Here is a 13744-nt window from a genome sequence, read left to right as displayed (position 1 = left end):
CCGTGATCACGCAGCCGGTCAGCGTACAGGCGCACCGCGCGGGCGCGGGTCTCCTCATCGAACTTCCGAGGTGCAGGCACGGCTCCAGTCTCCTTGCTAGATCAGAGCCTCTCCACCACCCAGGGCGATTCACTTCCTAGTGGTTTGGCACCTGTACGTCGTCCTGTTCGACGTGTCCAAGCTGGTTCTGCCGAACCCACTGCAGGTCGGCCAGGCCCTGCTTGACCTGCTCAGGGAACCGTCGACCTGGAGCCACGGCTGGACAACCTTGTCGGAGATCCTGCTCGGCTTCGGGATAGCCCTGGTCGTCGGGGTCGGGCTCGGCGTCCTGCTGGCGAAGCTGCCGACGCTCGAGAACCTGCTGAACCCGTTCATCGTCGCCACCCAGGTGACCCCGAAGACTCCGCTGGTGCCGCTCCTGATCGTCTGGTTCGGGTTCGGCGTGAGCTCCAAGGTCGTCATCGCCGCGATCTTCGGCTTCTTCCCCGTCTTCCGCAACACGCTGCTCGGCATCAAGTCCGTGCCCGGGTCCTTCAAGGACGTCATGTCGGTGTTCAAGGCGAACCGATGGCAGCGGTTCTTCCTCATGGAGATGCGGTACGCGGCGCCGTACATCTTCGCCGGGACGGAGGTCGGCGTCGTCATGGCCGTGATCGGGGCGATCGTCGGGGAGTTCCTGGCCGGCGACCACGGATGGGGCTACCTGACCGTGGCGATGCTCAACAACTTCCAGATCCCGCAGCTGTTCGCGGTCATCATCCTGCTGACCGCGCTCGGCTTCGCGATGCACATCGTCGTCGCGGTGCTGCGGCGGTTCATGGTGCGCTGGCACGAGTCGGCCGCGATCGGCAGCGCAGAATGAGGTCCGTCCCGCGGAGCGGTGCGGCGTCTCGCGAAAACGCCGACCCTCCCCTGCCGCGCCGCCCGACGGATGCCTGAACCGCTGTACCGATCGCTCTCGCCACCTGCGCCGTCGCGCGCCGGTGGCGAGATTCGTTTAACGGCAGATCACCCTCGACTTGACAGGGCAAATGCTGATTGCTAATTTCGTATGTAAATCTGGATTAACCCAATGGAAGCAGGTTGACCTCCATGGCGACGACCGGTCTCGCCGACGGACCCCCAGAAGCATCCGTCTCCGCATCGCCCGAGGAGTTCAAGCAGGCAGTGTCCGCGTTTCCGACCGGCGTGGTCGTGGTCAGCACCATCGACGAGCGAGAGAAGCCTGTCGGGTTCACCTCGAACGCCTTCGCGAGCGTGTCGATGACACCGCCGCTGGTCGGGCTCTTCGTGGCGAGGTCGAGTCGGACACTGCGCTCGCTGCGGCGGAGCGACGTCTTCGCTGTCAATTTCCTCAATGTCAGCGCCGAACACGTCGCAGCCCGCTTCGCGTCGCCCGCGGATGACAAGTTCCAAGCCGTCGACTGGGTGCCCGGAATCGGGGGCGTACCGCTTCTGCGGAGCGCTTCTCTGGCGATCGTCGAATGTGAGAAGTTCGACTTGATCCCGACCGGTGACCACGAGCTCCTGTTGGGTCGCGTCGTCCGGGCGACGCGGAATCAGGACGAGGAGCCGATCGTGTACTACGAGCGCGAGTACATGACCCTTCCGCATCCGCGGTACGGGTCGGAAGTGAGTGCGTGATGGACTTCATCTTTCTGAGCGAGGCGGACACCCCGCCCGGGATGAGCACCGCCACCCGGTACCAGGAACTCGTGGAAGAGGTACTCCTGGCCGAGAAGGTGGGCTTCGACTACTTCGGCACCTCCGAGCAGCACGTACCGCTCGGCACGGCGACGACGTCGGCACCAGAGGTGCTCTACCCGTACCTGATGGCGCTCACCAGCAGGATTAAGTTCATCCACCTGGTGACGCTGCTGCCGGTGCGGATGAACCACGCGCTGCGGGTGGCCGAGCGGGTGGCTACCGAGGACATCGTCTCGAACGGCCGGATCGAGCTCGGCACCGGCCGGGGCAACACGACGCTCGCGCTGCGCGCGTTCGAGGTCGACCCGAAGAAGAACAAGTCCGAATGGCGGGAAGGCATTGAGGTCATCCGGCGCGCGTTCACCCAGGAGGTGTTCAGCTTCGTCGGCGAGCACTACAAGATCCCCCCGCGCAGCCTGGTTCCCCGGCCGATCCAGTACCCCCATCCCCCGATCTCGGTGGCGGCGTCCGGACCCGATTCCCACCTCGAGGCCGGGAAACTGGGGATCGGTGTGCTCAGCGCGACGTTCTTCCTCGGATTCGAGTACAGCAAGCGGGTGCTGCAGATGTACGAGGAGGCGTTCGACAGCACCGAGCACGTCTACCCGGCCTTCAAGCGCAAGATGGTCAGTCTCGGCGGCGGCATGGTGTGCGCCGACACGACAGCGGAGGCCCGGAAGAAGGTCGATCCCGTCATCGAGGGCTTGAAGGTCCAGACCGGCGCCTATGAGCTGCTGTCGAAGCTCTCTGCCGACTACGCGCACATGGGAGCCATCAAGAACGTCGACCTCGACGACAAGGAGTACCTGCTCAATGACTCGGCCTCCTTCATCGTGGGCGACCCCGACGCGTGCATCGAGCAGGTGCGCCGCTATGAGGAGTACGGCGTCGAGGCACTGATCATGCGCATCGACGGTATGCCGTTCGAGGACCGCATGCGGTCGATCGAGCTCTTCGGGAAGTACGTGATCCCGCACTTCAAGAAGGGCACCTCGATCGTCCGACCGGCAGACGACGTCCTCCGGGAGATCCGGGCGAAGCGCGAGGCGCACGAGGCGGAGCTGGCGACCTTCCTCGAGCGGGAGGCGAAGGGCGTGGGAACGGGAGCACTGGCGTGATCGAGACCTACCAGTACTACAGCGAGAACTTCAAGTTCGAGCGCGACGAGAACGGCATCCTGACGGTCCGGCTGAACCGGCCGGAGAAGCTGAACGCGTTCCTCTACTCCATGTTCGATGAGATCGCCCGGCTGTGGCACGACGTCGAGGAGGACCCGGACACCCGGGTCGTGATCATCACGGGCGAGGGTCGCGCGTTCTCCGCCGGAAACGACCTCTCCCAGCCGGACGCCGACTTCGAGCAGACCGTCAAGCTGCTGGAGAACGGCCGCAAGCGGACGTCGCGGGTGCTGGCGATCAGCAAGCCGACGATCGCGGCTATCAACGGACCAGCGGTGGGCATCGGGCTGGCGGTGGCCCTGATGTGCGACATCACCATCGCGGCCGAGGACGCGGTCCTCATCGAGGGCCACACGAAGGTGGGTGTGACCGCGGGCGACCATGCGTGCTTGATCTGGCCACTGCTCATGGGCATGGCGAGGGCCAAGTACTACGCTCTGACCTCCGAACCGATCACCGGCCAGGACGCCGAGCGCATGGGCATGGTGTCGAAGGCCGTCCCGAAGGAGCGCGTGTACGAGGAGGCCAAGGAGGTCGCCCGCAAGCTCGCGGGGATGAACCCGCGGGCGCTGGCTTGGACCAAGCGCTGCATGAACTTCTGGCTCACCAACAACCTCGCGTCCTACGAGCTATCGACCGCCCTGGAGATGCTGAACTTCTTCGAATCGGACATCGTCGCTGCCCGGGATGAGTTTCGCGGTGTCAAGTGACACGGACCTCGCGCGAGCGGCGGTTCCGTGGATCGGCGGGCCGGCGGACGGCTGGACGGTAGCGTCCGCGTTCGCCGCCCGCGTCGAGCGCTGCCCCGACGCCATCTGCCTCGTCCGCGTCGACTCCGACTACCGCACCACGCCGCTCACATGGGCCCAGCTGCACACGCGCGTGCAGGCGTGGCAAGCCTGGCTGGCCGCACGAGGTGTCGGGTTCGGTGACCGGGTGGCGTCGTTGATGAGCCCGGACGTCGACGCCATCGCGTTGGAGCTCGCCCTCTACTGCCTCGGTGCCGTCTCGGTCAGCTTGTACCCGACGAGCGCGGACAGCCAGATCGCCGACGTCATCGCCGCGGCCGGAGCGCGGCTGTTCGTGTGCGACCGGGCTCCAGGAACGGCTCCGCGCGTACCGGCCGAGCTGCCCGTCACGGTGGCCGACCGCGACGACTGGCCGGACCTCACCCAGCCCGTCGAGCCGCCCGAACCGCCCGCGGACATCACCCCCGACACGATCGCCTGCATCGTCTTCACGTCGGGGACCACCGGACGGCCGAAGGGCGTCGTCCACACGCACGGGACGCTCATGCACGCCGCTGTCACTGGGCGGCCGCGCCGCTACCGCGGTCAGGCCGTGCCCGACCGGATCCTGTGGCACCTGCCGATGGCGCACGTGGTCGGCAAGCTGCGCTCGACCGTCATGCCGCTGGTCATGGATCTGGTGAACTACGTCCCGGCGCCCGGGCTGGACCACTGGCGGCTGCTGCAGCTGGTGCGCCCCACGTACGTGGTGGAGCCGCCGCGGTTCTGGGCCAAGGCGAAGGAGCGTGTGGCGGAGCGCATCACGCTGCCCGACGTGATCCGGGCGCCGCTGGACCGCAACGCGCAGCACTGCGTCGAGCGCCTCTGGGCGGGTGGGTGCCCGGGCTGGATCCGCCGCGCCCTCTGGGAACTGACCTGCAAGGTGGTCTACCGGCCCGCGCTCGACCGGGTCGGCTACCGGGAACTGCGGCAGCCGTACATCTCCTCGGCACCCATCCCGATCGAGCTCGTCCGGCAGTGGCACATGTGGGGGGTCGATCTCCGAGTCACCTACGGGCTCACCGAGAGCGCCGGCCGGGTGACCGAGCAGACCCGGCCGTTCTCGGATGCGCGGACGATCGGGACGTGTGTCGACGAGCCGGGCTGGCAGGTCAGGATCGCCGAGGACGGTGAGCTCCTCGTGCGCGGCCCATCCATGTTCACCGGGTACTGGGAGAACCCTGAAGAGACCGCCGCGGCGATCGTCGACGGCTGGTTCCGCACCGGTGACCTCGCGCAGGCGGCACCCGACGGAACGATCTCCCTGGTCGGGCGGAAGAAGGACGTCCTCATCACCGAGGGCGGGAAGACCGTCTCGCCGCAGAGCATCGAGGTCCATTTCCCGAGCGTTCCCGGAGTAGAGCGGATCGTCGTCGTCGGTGACGGACGGAAATACCTCACCGCGCTCGTCGAAGCCTCCCCCGGCGCCGCGGTGGACGACGAGCTGAGAGAACGGGTGAGGCGAGGAATCGAAGCGGTCAACGCGAAGGTGAGCCGACCGGAACAGATCAAGGATTTCCGGTTCCTGAATGAGCCGCTTTCGGTCGGAGCCGGGTACATGACCGGGAACGGAAAGCTGCGACGAGCGAAGATCGAAGAGGGATTCGCAGCACTCATCGACGAGATGTACCGGTAGTTCTCATCGATGATCATGACGAAGAGGCGGGGCGGATGTCCGCCCCGCCTCTTCGTCGCGATCACCCGGGCTACTGGCCGGCTGGGGCGGCGTCCTCGACGGTGGCCGGCCAGTCAGCCTGGACGATCGTCTGGCACATGCGCCACAGGATCGCCCGGACCTGCTCCTTGTCGAGGGTGCGCCGGTAGTTCGGCAGGGAGTTGATCGCGTTGGTGAGGGCGTAGGTCAGCACGCGGGCGGTCTCGAGGTCGACGTTGCATGTCACCGCGATCGACTCGGTCCAGATCTGGACGTACTCGACCATGTTGCGCCGCAGCTCGGACATCTTCTCCTGCGGCAGGCTCTCCTGTTCGCGGCTGAAGATCTCCAGCGCCCCGGTACCGTCCAGCATGTGGTTGATGTGGTTCTTCATCAATCGATCGAGGGTCTCCGGCGAGGACCCGTACTTCTCGCGCGTCGCTCGCGCGAACTGCAGAAGCACCAAGATCGGCTCCTCCACGACCGTCACCAGGATGTCCTGTTTGCTCTTGAAGTGACGGTAGAGAGCCGGACCCGTGACGCCGGCAGCCGCGCAGATGTTCTCGACGCTCACGTGCTCATAGCCGTGAGCCCGAAACAGGATGGCCGCAGAACGCACCAGGCGCTCGCGCCTGGAAATTCCGGCCGCCGTCGTACCTCGAGTCGCCATATGCACAGCCTAGTCGTGGCGGACGCATCAGGCACCCCCCACCCGAAACCGGACGTAGTCGTGACGGAGGCCCACGGGGAGTTCATATTCATGGATCAGGGGGACGGGCGTGAATCCCCACTCACGTCATCGGTACGCGCCGGATTCCACCGCACCCGAGCCGAGATCACCAGGTTCCGCCCTCTAGGCGTTCGGCGCGCGATCCGCTCGGAGCCGGGTTCGTCGAGCGGCGCCCGGTCGCGGCGCGCGGTGCGGGGGTCGGTCACCGAGGTCCGCAGCCGCCTCGCCGCCGTCCGGTACCGCGCGCAGGGAATGACGCGGGCCGCTGTCGCCTTGACCCGGGAGCAGGCGACGGAGGGAGCGCGCGTGGGGGACACGGCGGATGACGGGCTGCGGCTGGCGATCGCACTGGACGGGACCGGATGGCATCCGGCGTCGTGGCGGGTCCCGGGGGCCCGGGCGCGGGAGCTGCTGACGGCCGGCTACTGGGTCGACGTCGTGCGGGAGGCCGCGGAGGGGCTGGTCGACCTGGTGACGATCGAGGACTCGCTGGGCCTGCAGGCCGACGGTCGACGCGATCCGGGTGAGCGCACCGATCGAGTCCGCGGCCGGCTCGACGCGGTGCTGGTGGCTTCGCGGGTGGCGCCGCTGGTGCCGCACGTCGGGCTGGTGCCGACCGCGGTCACCACGCACACCGAACCGTTCCACCTGTCCAAGGCCATCGCGACGCTCGACTACGTCAGCGCGGGCCGCGCCGGGGTGCAGGTGCAGGTCTCGGGGCGGGAGGACGAGGCCGAACTGGTCGGCCGGCGGCCCGTGCTGCCGGTCGCCGACCTGTTCGAGGAGGCCGCCGACTGGGTCGAGGTCGTGCGGCGGCTGTGGGACTCGTGGGAGGACGACGCGGAGATCCGCGACGCCGCCACGGGTCGGTTCGTCGACCGCGACAAGCTGCACTACATCGACTTCCACGGCCGGTTCTTCTCCGTGCGCGGGCCGTCGATCACACCGCGCCCACCGCAAGGTCAACCGGTGGTGGCGGCGCTCGCGCCCGCCGACGTCGCGTTCGAGCTGGTCGGGCGGTGCGCCGACCTCGGGTTCGTCACGCCGCGCACCACGTCCGACATCCCGGGCATCCTCGCTCCGATCCGGGCCGCGCAGGAAACGGCCGGGCGCGCCGCCGAACCGCTGCCCGTCCTCGGTGACGTGCTGGTCGTCCTCGCCGACGACGCCCGCGCCGCGGCCGACCGGCTGGCCCGGCTCGACGAGCTGGCCGGCGAGCCGCTGCACAGCGACGCGCTGGTGTTCGCCGGTGCCCCGGTCGAGCTGGCCGACCTGCTGATCGAGTGGCGACGGGCGGGCCTGGCCGGCGCGCGGCTGCGGCCGGCCACGATCGCTGACGACCTGCCCGCGATCACCCGGCAGCTGGTGCCGGAGCTGCAGCGCCGCGGCGCCTACCGCACCGCCCACCCCTCCCCCGCGAGCTGGTCCGCCACCCTGCGCGGGCGTCTCGGTGCGGACCGGCCGGCCAACCGCTACGCCACGGCCGGAGGCGCGCGATGACCGACCAGCCCCGCAGGCAGATGCACCTGGCCGCCCACTTCCCGGGCGTCAACAACACCACGGTGTGGAGCGACCCGGCAGCGGGCAGCCACATCGAGTTCTCCTCGTTCGTGCACTTCGCGCAGACCGCGGAGCGGGCGAAGTTCGACTTCCTGTTCCTCGCCGAGGGGCTGCGGCTGCGCGAGCAGGGCGGCAGGATCTACGACCTCGACGTCATGGGTCGCCCGGACACGTTCACGGTGCTGTCCGCGCTCGCTGCGGTCACCGACCGGCTCGGCCTGGCCGGCACGATCAACTCGACGTTCAACGAGCCGGTGGAGGTCGCCCGCCAGTTCGCCACGCTCGACCACCTCAGCGGCGGCCGGGCCGCGTGGAACGTCGTGACGAGCTGGGACGCGTTCACCGGCGAGAACTTCAGGCGCGGCGGGTTCCTGCCCGAGGAGAAGCGCTACGTGCGCGCGAAGGAGTTCCTCTCCGCCGCCATCACGCTGTTCGGCTCCTGGCGCGGCGACGAGATCGTCGCCGACGCCGAATCCGGCACCTTCCTGCGCGATCCCGACGCCGGTCGGTTCGCGTTCACCTCGTCGGAGTTCGACATCCACGGCCGGTTCTCGGTGCCGCGCAGCCCGCAGGGCCGCCCCGTGATCTTCCAGGCGGGCGACTCCGACGAGGGCCGCGAGTTCGCCGCCTCCACCGCGGACGCGATCTTCACGCGGCACGGCACCCTCGATGCAGGCCGCGCCTTCTACGACGACGTCAAGGGCAGGCTGGCGAAGTACGGCCGCTCCCCCGACTCGCTGAAGATCCTCCCGGCCGCCACGTTCGTGCTGGGCGACACCGATGCCGAGGCGCAGGAGAAGGCCGACTACATCCGCCGCCAGCAGGTCAGCGGCCAGACGGCGATCAAGTTCGCCGAGCAGCTGTGGAACCGCGATCTGTCCGACCGCGACCCGGACGGCTCGCTGCCGGAGGAGGACCCGGTCATCGGGGAGGACACGATCGCGAAGGGCCGGGCCAGCGTGCGCATGTTCCGCGACCCGTTCGCGGTCGCCCGGCAGTGGCGCGAACTGGCCGCGGCGAAGAACTTGTCGCTGCGCGACGTCGTCATCGAGACGATGGGGCGGCAGAACTTCATCGGCACCCCCGCGGAGGTCGCCGCCCAGCTCGACGCGTTCGTGCAGGCCCGCGCCAGCGACGGGTTCATCCTCGTACCGCACATCACGCCCGGCGGGCTGGACGAGTTCGCCGACCGGGTGGTGCCGCTGCTGCAGGAGCGCGGAGTGTTCCGCAGCGACTACTCCGGCACCACGCTGCGGGAGCACCTGGGGCTGGACGCACTGGTCTAGCCCCGACCTCCGCGCGGATCGTCGGCGCCAGACCGATCGCGGTGCGGGCATCGCCCGTGCCCTTGCCCGTGGCGACCTGCACGCAGCACGGCCGGGCGCCACCGCACCCGAACTCGACGGCGCCGTCGATGTCTGCGCACCCCATCGAGCAGGGGCCGCTCAGGCCCGAACGCGGGGTCCCACGGCGGCGACGTCCCGTTGATCGCCGGGTCGGTCTGCCTGATGTCTGCCTGATGCCTCTGCCCGACGTCGACGGTCAGCGAGTGACAGGGGTCGGTGTCCTCCAGGTGCGTGCCGTGCCGTCGTCGACGGAGCCGGACCTGCCCGGCGGGCGGATCCGCTCAGCTCGGCCACCTCAGTACCCGGCGAGGGACGGCGATCAGGAGGGGGTCGCCGGCACGCGGGGGCTGGTGCAGGTCACCGAGCCTCGATTCGGTGCGCGGGAAGGATCGCTACCGGATGCCCCTCCCTGCACTCGTCCAGAGGGCGTCGGGCCCTCGTCCGGGAGGGCTCGGACCCGGGGACGGCACCGGCGGCATCCGGGCCACCGGGAGCGCGTCCCTGCGCGGCCCGGTCACAGGGGCTCGTCGAGCAGCGCCAGGTACTCCTCCACGGCCGCGGCCGGGGGCCCGTCGAAGACGATCCGCCCCCCGTCGAAGAGCAGGGCGCGGTCGAAGCCGGTGATGGCCTCCAGGTCGTGGGTGACCACCACGGCCTGCTGGGGCAGGCTCGCCACGACCGCCCAGGTGCGGCGGCGGTTGCGCAGGTCGAGCGCGGTGGTGGGCTCGTCGAAGACGATGCAGGCCGGTTCCAGCACCGTCACCGAGGCGATCGCGAGCAGCTGCTTCTCCCCACCGGAGAGCAGGTGCGCGGGGCGGTCGGCCAGCCCGGCGAGGCCGAACCGCTCCAGCGCGGCCGCCACCCGCTCGGCGATCTCGGCCTTCGGCACGCCCTGGTGCTTCAGGCCGAAGGCGACGTCCTCGGCGACGGTCGGCATGACGATCTGCAGGTCCGGGTCCTGGAAGACGAACCCGACCCGCTTGCGCACCTCCCGGCCGTGCTCGCGGGTATCGAACCCGTCGACGGTCACGGTGCCGGTCGTGGGCAGCAGCAGACCGTTGAGCAGGCGCGCGAACGTCGACTTCCCGGACCCGTTCGCACCGATGACGGCGATCCGCCGCTCGGTGAGGGTGACGTCGACGTCGCGCAGGACGGGGTGCCCGCCGAACTGCACCTCGACGTCGCGGACCTCGATCACGCGTCGATCATGCGCGCTGCGGCGCCGCCTCGATCACCGGGTAGGCGCGGCGCACTGCGACGGCGACGGCGGAAGCGATCAGCACCTTGATCGCGTCGCCGGGCAGGAAGACCGCGTTCTGCGCTGCAGCGAGGACCACCGACTGGCCCGAGAGGATCGCGTACCAGGCGATCCCGAACGCGTAGACCACCAGGATGCCGCCGACGACGTTGGCCAGGATCGCCCAGCCGATGTTGTAGCGCGTCCAGACCCGCTCGGTGATCAGCCCGACGACGAACGCCCCGACGATCCAGCCGGCGATGTAGCCGCCGGTCGGCCCGAGCACGACGCCGATGCCGCCGCGGCCGCCGGACAGCACCGGGAGCCCGATCGCGGCCATCAGCGCCACGACCAGCATCGCGAGCGCACCCCGCCGCGCCCCGATGATCGATCCCGCGAGCATCACGCCCATGCTCTGCGCGGTGATCGGGATCGGGCCCACCGCGATCGGCGGGAACAACCCCAGCACGACCATGATCGCCGCGAACACCGCGACGTAGGCGAGGTCTCGAGTGCGCACACGGACTCCTCGTCACCGTTGCCGAGCGGCGCGGCCCGGATCGACGCCGCGCGCGTCGAGAGCCTGAGCGAGGCCGTCGGCCGTGCGCAACGTCTTGACCAGCAATGGGGTGAGGAACACAAAGCTCCGCTCCACCCCGCGGGCGCGCTGCGCGTCCCGCACGGCGTCGGCGTGCTCGCGCAGCACGGGCACGAACCGGATCGTCATCAGCACGACCATGCCGATCCGCTCGGGCCGCACGCCGAGCGGCTTCAGCGGGGTGAGCGCCCGCTCCACGACGTCGATGAGGGCCTCGGCGCGGGTCGTGAGCGTGACGAGGCCGGCGAGCGCGAGCAGCGTGAGGATCCGCAGACCCACGACCAGCGCGCTCCCCCAGCCCTCGACCAGGCCCTGGACCAGCACGATGAGCAGCAGGAACGGCAGCGCGATGCCCACCTGGCGCACGGCGAGCCGCCACGGCACCCGCGCCGCCGCGAAGCCGAGCACCACCACGCCCAGCAGCGCCGCGAGCACCCCTGCGTCCCCGATCATGAACAGCCCGATCCCCGCAGCGAGCAGCACCGGCAGCTTGACGGCCGCCGGCAGCGAGTGGACCGGCGAGCGGACGTCGTGGTAGATGCTGAGCATGGCCGCCGAAGTCTCGCACGCAGCGCGGCGGGCCTTCGCCGGCCTCGCCGGTGACTGGCACCTCACCCGCACGTTCGAGCCGGGGATCGGCACGTTCACCGGTACCGCGACCTTCTCCCCCGTCGCCGACGACGTGCTGCACTACCGCGAGGAGGGTGAGCTGCAGCTGACCGACGGCCACCGCGGCCAGGCGTGGCGAGAGTACGACTACCGGCTGGTCGGCGACGAGATCCACATCTGCTTCGCCGGCACCGCCAACGCCGGGAAGCTGCTGCACCGCCTGCGCCCGGGCGACGGCGCGACCACGGATGTGCACCTCTGCGTGGCCGACACCTACACCGGGCACTACGACCTCTCCGCGCTCCCCGACCGGTTCGTGGTCGAGATGGACGTGCACGGCCCGAAGAAGGCGTACTCCAGCCGCACCGTGTTCACCCGCTGATCGTTGTATCACTCGATCGGGTACTTCCGTCCGTTCAGGTGAAGCGCTGCCGCCGATCGGCGCGATGAGCGGAGCAGAACGACGAGAACGACGGGAACGAGGTGGTCACGGTGCCTTCCACGGTCGAGCTGCCGATCCAGCCGCCGGGCGGGTGCGTCGCCGCCCCGCTCCCCGGTCAGCGCACCGCGGACCGGTCCGGGATGCTCGCGCGCCAGCTGATCGCCGCGCTGCGTCGGGTCGGGCCCGCGCTCGACCCGACGCCCGAGGAGCAGGAGCGGGCCAAGGCGCGGATCGCTGCGGCGCTGGCGACCGCTCCGATCACCGCTCGCGAGCGGTGATCTCCGCGATCTCGGCAGGAGCGGCCGCCGGTTCCGGCTCTCCCAGCTTCACCAGCGCGACGCCGGCGAGCACGAGGGCCGCGCCGACGAGCTGGACCGGGCGGGGCACCTGTCCGAGCAGCAACCAGGCCAGCACCACCGCGGCCACGACCTCGGCCAGCCCGCAGAACGACGCCAGCCGCGCCCCCAGTCGGCGCGCCGCCTCGATCCCGGTGGCGTAGGACAGCGCTGCCGTCACGACGCCGAGTGCCAGCACGGGTACCCACCACGGCAGCACGGCCCCGCCCAGGGCGACCGTCGCGGCCGTCACGGTGAACGGCAGAACGCCCACGAGCCCGGCGAGCAGCAGGACCACGCCGCCGGTGAGCAGTGCACCGGCGGCGAGGACCACCCCGGGCAGCGCGTCGCCGGTGCGGGCGGAGAGCAGGAAGTAGAGGGCCGCGCCAAGCATCGCCAGCAGCGCCCAGCCGACGCCGATCCAGCTGAACGCACCCCCTCCCGGATCGAGGACGAGCACGAGCCCGGTCATCCCGAGCAGGGCTCCCCCGACGGTCAGGGCGGCGGGGCGCTGAGCGTGCCGCAGCCAGAGCCATGCGACGACCGCGATCGGCGAGGTGTACTCGATGAGCAGCGCGACGGCGACGGGCAGGTGGCGCAGCGCGGCGAAGTAGGCGAACTGCGTGCCGGCCACCGGGCCGAGGCCGTAGAGCAGCAGGACGGGCAGCTGCCGGCGCAGCTGGGCCCAGCGGCCGCGCAGTGCCACCACGGCGGGCGGGACCAGCACCGATCCGCCGATGAGGACCCGGACAGCGACGGCGGCCGCCGGGCTCCACCCGGCGTCGAGCAGCCCGCCGGCGATCGGCCCGGAGAGGGCGAAGGACACCGCGGAGATCGCGGCGAACCCGAGCCCGCTGAGGCTGCGCGCCGCATTGTCATGGGTCAACAACGGCATGACTGATGACGCTATGCGGGGGCAAGTAAGCTGTCAACGTGGTTTTCGCCCATGACACCACCGCCGCACTGACAGCCGCCGTCGCACTGGTCAACTCCGCGGAGCCGCCCGACACGCTGACCAGCCTCGACCAGCTGCAGGCGTTCTTCGACGAGCACGGCTACTCCGGGCGCCGCCCCGAGACCGAGGCGGAGCTCGCGGCGGTGCGGGCGCTGCGGGCGCCGCTGCGCACGCTGCTCACCGCGGACCGCGACACCGCGGCCACCATGGTCAACGCGATGCTCGCCGAGTACGGCGCGGTCCCGCAGCTGGTGCGCCACGACGGCTGGGACTACCACCTCCACGCGATCGACCGGGACGCACCGTTCGACCGGCGGATCGTCGTCGAGACCGCGATGGCGATGGTCGACGTGGTGCGCGCGGACGAGCTCAGCCGGTTCTCCGTGTGCGCGGACGAGAACTGCGCCGGGATCGTGCTCGATCTCTCGCGGAACCGGTCGAAGCGCTTCTGCAGCGTGGCGTGCGGGAACCGGGTCGCGGTAGCCGCCTACCGAGCCCGGCGCGGCTAGCTGTACTGACCCGGGAGGTTGTTGACAGTTAGGCGGCGAGTCGGGTGGCTGGGGGTCGGCCACCGAGAGCGGAGTGGGCGCGTCGAGTGTTGTAGC

General features: G+C 70.0%; 15 protein-coding genes. 10 read left to right on the top strand and 5 right to left on the bottom strand.

Annotated features, from left to right (window positions below; translation table 11 throughout):
* Nucleotides 1-172 precede the first annotated feature (172 nt).
* From BUE41_RS29255 to BUE41_RS29235, 5 genes are all read left to right on the top strand, one after another.
* Nucleotides 173-862 carry an ABC transporter permease gene (locus BUE41_RS29255; RefSeq protein ID WP_159444993.1) on the top strand — a complete coding sequence of 230 codons (690 nt, stop codon included), beginning with the start codon at nt 173-175 and terminating at the stop codon, nt 860-862.
* Between the two features lie 230 nt (nt 863-1092).
* Nucleotides 1093-1644 carry a flavin reductase family protein gene (locus BUE41_RS29250; RefSeq protein WP_073460595.1) on the top strand — a complete coding sequence of 184 codons (552 nt, stop codon included), beginning with the start codon at nt 1093-1095 and terminating at the stop codon, nt 1642-1644.
* Nucleotides 1644-2825 carry an LLM class flavin-dependent oxidoreductase gene (locus tag BUE41_RS29245; RefSeq protein ID WP_073460594.1) on the top strand — a complete coding sequence of 394 codons (1182 nt, stop codon included), beginning with the start codon at nt 1644-1646 and terminating at the stop codon, nt 2823-2825. The genes BUE41_RS29250 and BUE41_RS29245 overlap by 1 nt, the downstream gene beginning before the upstream one ends.
* Nucleotides 2822-3595, top strand: a complete 774-nt coding sequence (locus tag BUE41_RS29240) for an enoyl-CoA hydratase-related protein (protein WP_084756123.1) — start codon at nt 2822-2824, stop codon at nt 3593-3595. The genes BUE41_RS29245 and BUE41_RS29240 overlap by 4 nt, the downstream gene beginning before the upstream one ends.
* Entirely contained in the window at nt 3585-5309 is a 1725-nt protein-coding gene (locus tag BUE41_RS29235) for an AMP-dependent synthetase/ligase (RefSeq protein ID WP_073460593.1), read from the top strand. Before BUE41_RS29240 ends, BUE41_RS29235 begins: the two co-directional genes overlap by 11 nt.
* A 70-nt stretch (nt 5310-5379) precedes the next feature.
* Here the strand turns inward: BUE41_RS29235 and BUE41_RS29230 are convergent, their stop codons facing one another.
* A complete protein-coding gene (locus tag BUE41_RS29230; RefSeq protein ID WP_143172447.1) occupies nt 5380-5997 on the bottom strand; it encodes a TetR/AcrR family transcriptional regulator in 618 nt (205 codons plus the stop codon).
* Nucleotides 5998-6363: 366 nt separating this feature from the next.
* Between BUE41_RS29230 and BUE41_RS29225 the strand changes: the two genes are divergently transcribed.
* Both BUE41_RS29225 and BUE41_RS29220 read left to right on the top strand, forming a co-directional pair.
* Nucleotides 6364-7557, top strand: a complete 1194-nt coding sequence (locus BUE41_RS29225) for an LLM class flavin-dependent oxidoreductase (protein ID WP_234997662.1) — start codon at nt 6364-6366, stop codon at nt 7555-7557.
* A complete protein-coding gene (locus BUE41_RS29220) occupies nt 7554-8903 on the top strand; it encodes an NtaA/DmoA family FMN-dependent monooxygenase (RefSeq protein WP_073460591.1) in 1350 nt (449 codons plus the stop codon). The genes BUE41_RS29225 and BUE41_RS29220 overlap by 4 nt, the downstream gene beginning before the upstream one ends.
* A gap of 574 nt (nt 8904-9477) precedes the next feature.
* On the opposite strand, the gene BUE41_RS29215 is transcribed toward BUE41_RS29220, so the two are convergent.
* Genes BUE41_RS29215 through BUE41_RS29205 form a run of 3 tightly spaced genes read right to left on the bottom strand, consistent with a single transcriptional unit; the run spans nt 9478 to nt 11347 of the window.
* A complete protein-coding gene (locus tag BUE41_RS29215) occupies nt 9478-10161 on the bottom strand; it encodes an energy-coupling factor ABC transporter ATP-binding protein (protein ID WP_073460590.1) in 684 nt (227 codons plus the stop codon).
* Nucleotides 10162-10168: 7 nt separating this feature from the next.
* Nucleotides 10169-10720 (bottom strand): biotin transporter BioY, encoded by a 552-nt coding sequence (locus BUE41_RS29210; protein ID WP_073460589.1) that lies wholly within the window; start codon nt 10718-10720, stop codon nt 10169-10171.
* Between the two features lie 12 nt (nt 10721-10732).
* Nucleotides 10733-11347 carry an energy-coupling factor transporter transmembrane component T family protein gene (locus BUE41_RS29205; protein ID WP_073460588.1) on the bottom strand — a complete coding sequence of 205 codons (615 nt, stop codon included), beginning with the start codon at nt 11345-11347 and terminating at the stop codon, nt 10733-10735.
* Between BUE41_RS29205 and BUE41_RS29200 the strand changes: the two genes are divergently transcribed.
* Nucleotides 11346-11789 carry a DUF6314 family protein gene (locus BUE41_RS29200; RefSeq protein WP_073460587.1) on the top strand — a complete coding sequence of 148 codons (444 nt, stop codon included), beginning with the start codon at nt 11346-11348 and terminating at the stop codon, nt 11787-11789. The two genes, BUE41_RS29205 and BUE41_RS29200, sit on opposite strands and share 2 nt — an antisense overlap.
* Nucleotides 11790-11899: 110 nt before the next feature.
* Nucleotides 11900-12127, top strand: coding sequence for a hypothetical protein (locus BUE41_RS29195; RefSeq protein ID WP_143172446.1), 228 nt, complete (start codon nt 11900-11902; stop codon nt 12125-12127).
* Here the strand turns inward: BUE41_RS29195 and BUE41_RS29190 are convergent.
* Nucleotides 12108-13079: an EamA family transporter gene (locus BUE41_RS29190; protein ID WP_073460585.1), complete on the bottom strand. Its 972-nt coding sequence runs from the start codon at nt 13077-13079 to the stop codon at nt 12108-12110. The genes BUE41_RS29195 and BUE41_RS29190 overlap by 20 nt on opposite strands.
* A gap of 38 nt (nt 13080-13117) precedes the next feature.
* Here BUE41_RS29190 and BUE41_RS29185 point away from each other — a divergent pair, with 38 nt between their 5' ends.
* Nucleotides 13118-13648 carry a CGNR zinc finger domain-containing protein gene (locus BUE41_RS29185; protein WP_073460584.1) on the top strand — a complete coding sequence of 177 codons (531 nt, stop codon included), beginning with the start codon at nt 13118-13120 and terminating at the stop codon, nt 13646-13648.
* The last annotated feature ends 96 nt before the right edge of the window (nt 13649-13744 follow it).

Origin of the sequence: Pseudonocardia thermophila (genome assembly GCF_900142365.1) — a bacterium.
Taxonomy (GTDB): Bacteria; Actinomycetota; Actinomycetes; order Mycobacteriales; family Pseudonocardiaceae; genus Pseudonocardia; species Pseudonocardia thermophila.
This window is presented reverse-complemented; position numbering and strand designations above follow the sequence as displayed.